At 37.8% G+C, this 7,986-nt stretch carries 10 protein-coding genes; all 10 read left to right on the top strand.

The window, feature by feature from the left end:
- Window positions 1-189, top strand: a 189-nt coding sequence (locus QZZ43_RS06280) for a hypothetical protein (RefSeq protein WP_291857143.1), incomplete at its 5' end; no start/stop codon positions are given.
- 33 nt (window positions 190-222) lie between these two features.
- The gene (locus tag QZZ43_RS06275) at window positions 223-693 is read left to right on the top strand and encodes a zeta toxin family protein (protein ID WP_291857144.1); all 471 of its coding nucleotides are present in this window, start codon (window positions 223-225) and stop codon (window positions 691-693) included.
- Complete coding sequence (locus QZZ43_RS06270; RefSeq protein ID WP_291857141.1) at window positions 683-853, top strand: hypothetical protein; 171 nt, start codon at window positions 683-685, stop codon at window positions 851-853. Before QZZ43_RS06275 ends, QZZ43_RS06270 begins: the two co-directional genes overlap by 11 nt.
- 191 nt (window positions 854-1,044) lie before the next feature.
- Complete coding sequence (locus tag QZZ43_RS06265; RefSeq protein WP_291857139.1) at window positions 1,045-1,365, top strand: nucleotidyltransferase domain-containing protein; 321 nt, start codon at window positions 1,045-1,047, stop codon at window positions 1,363-1,365.
- Window positions 1,362-1,754: a HEPN domain-containing protein gene (locus QZZ43_RS06260; RefSeq protein WP_291857137.1), complete on the top strand. Its 393-nt coding sequence runs from the start codon at window positions 1,362-1,364 to the stop codon at window positions 1,752-1,754. Before QZZ43_RS06265 ends, QZZ43_RS06260 begins: the two co-directional genes overlap by 4 nt.
- Before the next feature lie 507 nt (window positions 1,755-2,261).
- Window positions 2,262-3,683, top strand: coding sequence for an RNA-binding domain-containing protein (locus QZZ43_RS06255; RefSeq protein ID WP_291857135.1), 1,422 nt, complete (start codon window positions 2,262-2,264; stop codon window positions 3,681-3,683).
- A gap of 284 nt (window positions 3,684-3,967) precedes the next feature.
- Entirely contained in the window at window positions 3,968-4,360 is a 393-nt protein-coding gene (locus QZZ43_RS06250) for a GxxExxY protein (protein WP_291857133.1), read from the top strand.
- Window positions 4,361-4,781: 421 nt separating this feature from the next.
- Window positions 4,782-6,584, top strand: a complete 1,803-nt coding sequence (locus QZZ43_RS06245) for an ABC transporter ATP-binding protein (protein ID WP_291857131.1) — start codon at window positions 4,782-4,784, stop codon at window positions 6,582-6,584.
- 438 nt (window positions 6,585-7,022) lie between these two features.
- Window positions 7,023-7,751 (top strand): TIGR04255 family protein, encoded by a 729-nt coding sequence (locus QZZ43_RS06240; protein ID WP_291857129.1) that lies wholly within the window; start codon window positions 7,023-7,025, stop codon window positions 7,749-7,751.
- Between the two features lie 7 nt (window positions 7,752-7,758).
- Window positions 7,759-7,986 (top strand): hypothetical protein (locus QZZ43_RS06235; RefSeq protein ID WP_291857127.1); only part of this gene is annotated, 228 nt, incomplete at its 3' end.

Raw genomic sequence — 7,986 nt, 5'->3', positions numbered from 1 at the left:
CTTCCTAAGAGCCAAGAGCTAACAGCCAAGAGCCAAGCCCCCCATAACCCACTGACTTTCAATCCGCCACCCGCCCACTCTAAAAATCACCCATCTTTTTATGTCCTTTCGCTGAAACTTCTGTATTTTTGCAGCATACCAAAAAAGTATTTCATCAGGGTGATTCGAATGGGAGTCACCGTGCCGTAGGCGTGGAAGAAAGAATTTGTTAATGCGGATGAGATAGCAAGAGGGCTCTCACCGCTAAAGCCAGAAAATGCAGCAATTGAAGCCGGTAGAATAATGCTTCAAAAAATAGATGGCTTTATCAAACGAAAAAAAGATTTTGCTTTTGAAACAACACTTGCTACAAGAAGTTATACCAATACCATTCGAAAAGCAAAGGAGAAAGGTTATGATGTAACCCTTTTATTCTTTTGGCTGGATTCAACCAATCTTGCAATTGAAAGAGTTAAAACCAGAGTAAGTGAAGGAGGACATAATATTCAATCAAACATCATTGTAAGGAGATATTACAATGGTTTGAGAAATTTATTCAACCTCTATATTCCTCAAGCCGATTATTGGATGATTTTTGATAACTCTAATTTGGCAGCAGGACTAATCGCTGAAGGAAATAGCGATCAGGATTTAAACATTCAAAATAGGACCACCTTTGAAAGGATAAAAAAACTTGTCAATCATGAAAAATAACATCATTAAAGAAAAGATACTAAAAGGCTTGGAATTAACACATAAGCGACTAATCAAATCCAAAAAAGATAGAAATTTTGACCTGGTTATTTCCCAAAATGGTCAAATCGTTAAAATTCACGGAAAAGATTTATCGCAATATGAAACAAGCATGGAGTAATAATTTCTTATTCAATAAGGGGGCATCCTGAGCCTGCGAAAAATCTCTCACTGGCAAAATCAAGGATCAATTATCAATGACCATTAATCTGTGTTATCTGTGGAAAACCAACCTTGCGAAGCAACCCCTAACATACATTGTCTTAATCTGTCAAATATTGTAACTTTGACCAAAATCAAAAACCCAACAATATGCAAACCAACAAAGATTACATATTAACCCAGATAAAAGAAATTATTAAACAGCATGCCCCTGAGGCAAAAGTCTATTTGTATGGGTCCCGATCAAGGGGGACTTCAAAAAAGCACTCAGACTATGATTTATTGATACTCTTAAACAAAGATCATATTTCTCCTGATACTGAACAGCAAATTACATCTCCCCTGTACGATCTGGAATTCAACACAGGTGAAATAATAAGTCCGATGATATACAGCCAACAGGAATGGTATAACAAATACAGGCAAACATCATACTTCAAAAATGTAATGCGTGACGGGATATTATTATGACTCAATATAAGGAGGAAGATTATATCAATTACAGAATTGAACGTGCCAAAGAAACCATTCTGGAAGTTCAAACTCATATTGAAAATAAATTTTGGAATACTGCCATAAACCGTATGTATTATGCCTGTTTTTATGCTGTAAGTGCACTCCTGTTCAAACACAATATTGAAGTTGCATGCCACGCAGGAATAAGAAATAAGTTTGGAGAAGTATTTGTTAAAACCGGGATTATCAATAGAGAAATAGCCAAACATTATACTGATCTTTTTGAAAAAAGACAAAAAGGTGATTATAACGATTTCTTCGACTATGATGAAGAAACTGTATTAAGATTATTCCCTAAATCTCAACAGTTCATCGATATTATTGAAAAGGCTCTAAAGCGATAATTATTTAATGCCCACAAATTTCAAATTAGGTATTTTAATTAACTTCGGCGATAGGTCTTTGAAACACAAGAGAATTGTCCGGTAAGCAATCCACTAATAAAATAATAATAACGGCTTCGCCGTTATTTTGGGTTGTCCACGAATTAATCGAATTCTTGCAAGCAAGCGGCAGAGCCGAGCGATACAAATTATTGCCCTACGGGCACCGTGTTGCTTGGCAACACTTTTTTAAGAACTGCTTGCAGTTCTACTAATTCGTTTAATTCGTGAAATTCGTGGACAGAAAAAAAGTTGCGAAGCAACTGCCACCCGCAGTGCAAAAATCAATTAGTGGAAAAAATGAGCAATACTGTAATCAAAATAGAAAACCTCTCAAAGATTTTCCACCACGGCGAATCAGACACCGGCACCATCTCCCTTTGCAACTGAGGTACAGAAAACTATTGCCTGTATCATTAAAATTATTCCATCAACAACAATCTTTCAAATAAAAACAAATATCCATTTTTGATAACAACCGAGAAAATAGATAAAATCCTTCAACAGGGAGAAGGAATTACTATTGAATTTAAGAAAGCAAAAAAACAACTGCCTTCCAGTCTGTTTGAATCGATTTGTGCCTTTTTAAATCGAAATGGCGGAGAAATTGTATTAGGAATAACCGACCATAAAACGATTGAAGGTATCGAACCTCACGTTGCAGAACAGTTGATAAAACAAATAGCCAACAACAGTAATAATCCTCAATTACTTTCACCGGCATTCCTTATCAATGCCCAAATAGTGAAATATCAGGATAAAACCCTTGTTTACATTCTTGTACCGGCATCATCGCAAGTACATCAATTCAAAGGGAAAATTTTTGAAAGAAGTGCTGATGGGGACTTTGAATTATTAACAGGTGAACAACTTAAACAAGTTTACATCAGAAAAAGTTCTCAGTATTCGGAAAACACTATTTATCCTTTTCTTGAACAAAATGACTTTGCAGAAGGAATAGTAGAACGTTGCCGTAAAATTATTCGAAACAACAGACCCGATCATCCATGGAATGAATTAAACAATCAGGAATTTTTTAGAACTTCTGGTCTGTACAGAAAAGACCTTGCCACTGGTGAAGAAGGTTTTACAATGTCAGCATTGTTACTCTTTGGAAAAGATGAAATTATACAAAGTGCCTTACCCCATTTCAAAATAGACGCTCTCCTGCGTAAAGAAAACATTGAAAGATACGATGACAGGGAAAATATCAGGTGCAACCTCATTGAAGCCTATGATAAACTTATGGCATTTGTTGCAAAGCATTTACCGGATAAGTTTTATCTGCAAAACGATCAAAGAATATCCCTGCGCGACAAAATATTCAGGGAGGTGGTTGCAAACATTCTGATACATCGCGAGTATTCCAATTCATTTCCAACATCCTTCATTATTTATGAAGACAGGTTAGAAACAAAAAATGCCAATAAAGCACATACTCATCAAACCCTTAAACCAGGCAATTACGAACCTTACCCAAAAAACCCACACATCGCCCAAATATTTACACAAATGGGACGCACAGAGGAGCTCGGTACTGGCATCCAAAATGTCTTTAAATACTCAATGGCATACTCAGGAAACAACAATATACATTTCAAGGAAAACGATATTTTTTTAACCTCAATACCACTAAAACCTATCACGGAAAATGAGGGATTAAATGAGGGATTAAATGAGGGATTAAATGAGGGATTAAATGAATTGGAACTTAAGATACTTCAAATTATAAAAGCAACACCCGGCATCAACATGTTAAATGTTGCCGAAAAATCAAAAATCCCTTACAAAACCATTGAACGGCATATAAGGAATCTGAAAGTAAACAATTTTATTCAACGAAAAGGAAGCAAAAAAACAGGAGGTTATATTATAAAACCAAAAGTATAGTGTATGCTTTTTCCCAATCTACCGAACTTCCCTATTTTTGCACCGTATTACAATATGTTTCTGTAGGCGGGCCAACTGTGACTCACCGCGCCGTAGGCGTAGAGAAAACGCAATCTTTATCGAAATCCACGAATAAATCATTAAAACGTCTGCGCCGCAACACGGTGCACGCAGTGCAATAATTCGTGAAATTCGTGAAATTCGTGGACAGAAAAAAAGTTGCGAAGCAACAAGCCGCACGCAGTACATAAATCAATTGGTGGATTAGAAAAAACGTATATATCATGCCTGATCTCCTAGCCCAAAATCAAATCCTCTACAAAGATGAATCATACAAAATTATCGGTGCCGCCTTTGAAGTACACAATGAATTGGGATGTGGTTTCCTCGAAGCAGTTTACCAGGAAGCTCTGGAAATAGAATTCCAAAACAGGAACATCCCATACCAGCGTGAAGCACCTCTAAAAGTAAATTACAAAGGCCATACCTTAAAAAAAGAATACACCGCAGATTTCATTTGCTATGGCAAAATAATCATCGAAACAAAAGCCTTATGTGATTTAAATTCTGAACATGAATCACAGGTGCATAATTATTTGAAGGCCACAAATTTCAAATTAGGTATTTTAATTAACTTCGGCGATAGGTCTTTGAAACACAAGAGAATTGTCCGGTAAGCAATCCACTAATAAAATAATAATAACGGCTTCGCCGTTATTTTGGGTTGTCCACGAATTAATCGAATTCTTGCAAGCAAGCGGCAGAGCCGAGCGATACAAATTATTGCCCTACGGGCACCGTGTTGCTTGGCAACACTTTTTTAAGAACTGCTTGCAGTTCTACTAATTCGTTTAATTCGTGAAATTCGTGGACAGAAAAACGTTGCACAGCAACCGCACGCAGTGCATAAAGCATTAGTGGAAAAGAAAAACCAATAACACCATAATTAAAACAAACCACCAACCCCACACCCCCCTGTAGAATAAATCACAGGGTAAACCCTAACCCCTGACCCGCAAAATAAAACACGGAACCTCAAAGTCCCCCTTGGGGGAATTTAGGGCCAAGAACTCACAACTCACAACACAAAACACAAAAATGCACAATCCCATAAAAACAAACATAATCACCCACAGCATCAAACGCATCTTTGAAGTGCTACCCCCCGGGTACAAAAAACGATCGATCAGGATGATGCTCCTGCTGCTCATGAACTCCATCCTCGAAATGGTGGGACTGGCTGCTTTTCTTCCGCTTTTCACCGTGATCCTGAAGGAGGGAGTAACGGAATCGCACCATATCATCAGTAAGGCCTATCAACTAGGCGGCTTTAATTCCGAGAATCAGTTCATTTTGGTTTTAGCAGGGCTGATTGTGTTTGTGATAACATTCAAAAACATCATGGGGCTTTTCATCATTAAATCACAGGCAAAATTCTCATTGTCTCTTTATCAGTTCTTTGCCATACGGTTACATAAATACTATTACCAAAAAGGGTTTTCCTTTTTCAAGAATACCAACTCAAATATCATTATGCGGGATGTAAACCATGAAACGCAAAAATTCGCCAACCAAATGGTTTTGCCCATGTTCAATTTCCTTACCGAAACATTTATTTTGGTTTTTATTCTCACGAGTCTGGTGCTTTACGATTGGCGGGCCATACTGCTACTCTCCTTTACCATACTTCCCATTTTCCTCCTGTTTTACAATTGGGTGAAAGAGAAAAGCCTGAAGCTTGAAAAGGAAACCTTTAGGATAACTCCCAAGCTGGGCCGTAGTATATTTCAAAGTATTTTTGGTTACATTGATGTAGTCATCACAAACTCCCTTCGGTTTTTTCAGGATTCCATCAGTCATTATCTTAATAAACAAATAAAATTGAATATTAAACGGGTAGTCTATCAACAAGCGCCTACACGAGTAATAGAAACCGGAATGGTCGTTACCATTTTTATAATAACTGCTTACGGCATATTCTTTTTACCCAACCGCGCTGGATTGGCAGCCCTTTTAGGTCTTTTTGCCCTCGCAGCCTATCGCATTCTGCCATCCATCAACAGGATTATGCTGGCACTCATAAGCATAAAAGGGCATCAATATACATTTGATATCGTTTCGCAGGTAAACGATTTGAAAACGGATGCGGACGAAGACCGGGAAGAAGCGCTCTCAATCCCCTTTCAGCGTGATATATCACTTAATAAGGTAAGTTTTCGTTTTCCCGACGGGCATGACGATGTACTCAAAAACATCGATGTAAAAATTAAAAAAGGTGAAGCCATTGGATTTATGGGGCCTTCCGGCTCGGGCAAAACTACCCTCATGAACCTAATGCTTGGATTCTGGAAGGCCAAAGATGGAACTTTCAAGGTGGACGATATCGTTCTGGATGAATCGAACCTAAAAGCCTGGCACAAACTGGTGGGTTACGTACAACAGGAGGTATATCTGCTGGATGCGACCCTGGCTGAAAATGTGGCATTTGGAATGCCTGCAGATAAAATAGACCACGCACACCTGGAGCATGTACTCAAAAAAACCAGTCTGTGGGATATGGTACAGGAACTTCCTGATGGTGTGAACACCCAAGTTGGTGAACGGGGAACCCGCCTTTCTGGTGGTCAGAGACAAAGGATTGGAATAGCACGGGCTATATACAGCGGTGCAGAAATCCTTTTCTTTGATGAAGCCACTTCTGCTCTGGACACCGAAACGGAGGAGGATATTACTGAATCAATCCGGGAACTAACACATAGCAACCTTACCATTATCGTAATTGCACACCGCATTACAACACTTAAATATTGTGACCGGATTTTTCAGGTAAGCAATGGAGAAATTACCAGGGAAACCGGGTATAAGGAAATTGCCGGCGAAATGCTGGGTTTAGGGGATTAGGAGAATAGGGGATTAGGCGAGTAGGGGATTAGGCTAGTAGGGGATTAGGCTAGTAGGGAATTAGGCCAGTAGGCTAGTAGGGAATTAGGCCAGTAGAGCAATAGAAGTTGAAGAGAGGTTAATTGGCGAGTAGATAAAAAGGGTTGGACTGTCATTCAGTGCTTGCGAAAAATCTGTCAATAGTACCACACAGGAAACACAATGTACCAAAGTGTAAAAACAAAAAGCACCATCAGCTAAGAGCTAAGAGCTAACAGCTAAATAACTCTCCCGATAAACCGGGACAAGTTGTGTAACTAAAAAAAAAATCACAGTGTCGCACAATAGGATCACAGGATAAAACAATGAAACAAAAATAACAGCTAATAGCAAACTTTATCCTTTTTGTTCGTTCATCAAAATAACTTATCTTTAACTTAAAATTCATAAACGGTTGTAATGAGCAAATTACCCAAAGCACCGCTTGTCGAAATTGTATTTGAATTAAGATGGTCTGTAGAGAATAAGTCAGACCTGATGGATGCTGAATATCTATACGGAGATATTTTTGCAGAAATAAAAAACAAATATCCTCAGCGGGAAAGAATTTTGCCCATTGAAATACCAGTGGAATTAACAATAAACAAGCCGGTTTACAGGTATAGGGCAAACAAAAATGGTTACCCTCTTGTACAAATTGGTCCGGGCCTTTTAACGCTCAATACCACAGCTAATTTATATGAGTGGAATGTTTTTTTCAACGATGCAAAAGAATTGACCAAAACTTTTATCAAAATATTTAAACCCGAAAAAGAAAAAAAAATTAATCTTTCTTTGTTATATCTTGATTTTTTCCCTTTTGATTTTAACAACGGAGATGTCAGTAAATTTATCAACGAAAACCTGAACATTACAATTGAGCAATCATTTGTAAAGAATGTAAAATACCCTAAGGAAATAAACATTGCTTATTCTTTTGACATAGAACAGGGAGAACTTAAAGTTTCTCTGCAAAAAGGCACTTACAAAACACAAAATGAGGGTCTTCTTTTGCAATCCAGAATTAACAGGACTCCTATTCAACCTGAAACTAATCTTATTACCGAATGGCTTAACAATTCGCACGGTATTTGCAGCAATTTGTTTAAAGAACTAACTAAAGGCCAACTGTATGAATCTTTTAAATAATAATGACATGAACAACATTGTTTCTTTTCCTGAGGAAGCTGATACAATGTATTCATTCGGGGAAAGAAACATCTCAAATTTTTTCCAAAATAATACGCCGTCAAATTTTGAGAAGGACAATACTGTTTTTCACTGGATTTTGCTATTAGAAAACACGAATAAATTTGACCTGACCAACACAACCGTAAAAACAGGTTTTTCTTTCCCTTTTCAGGAAGCGCCGCACGAAGAAACC

The organism is Marinilabilia sp., from assembly GCF_016278715.1.
In the GTDB taxonomy this organism is placed as follows: Bacteria; Bacteroidota; Bacteroidia; order Bacteroidales; family Marinilabiliaceae; genus Marinilabilia.
Note: the sequence above shows the minus strand (reverse complement) of the source record. Positions and strands in the feature narration are given on the sequence as shown.

What these genes read in the sequence shown, in the direction of transcription:
- QZZ43_RS06250 (WP_291857133.1), top strand. Translation starts at nt 3,968, where the DNA reads ATGCCTGATCTCCTAGCCCAAAATCAAATCCTCTACAAAGATGAATCA.
- QZZ43_RS06240 (WP_291857129.1), top strand. Translation starts at nt 7,023, where the DNA reads ATGAGCAAATTACCCAAAGCACCGCTTGTCGAAATTGTATTTGAATTA.
- QZZ43_RS06270 (WP_291857141.1), top strand. Translation starts at nt 683, where the DNA reads ATGAAAAATAACATCATTAAAGAAAAGATACTAAAAGGCTTGGAATTA.
- QZZ43_RS06245 (WP_291857131.1), top strand. Translation starts at nt 4,782, where the DNA reads ATGCACAATCCCATAAAAACAAACATAATCACCCACAGCATCAAACGC.
- QZZ43_RS06265 (WP_291857139.1), top strand. Translation starts at nt 1,045, where the DNA reads ATGCAAACCAACAAAGATTACATATTAACCCAGATAAAAGAAATTATT.
- QZZ43_RS06260 (WP_291857137.1), top strand. Translation starts at nt 1,362, where the DNA reads ATGACTCAATATAAGGAGGAAGATTATATCAATTACAGAATTGAACGT.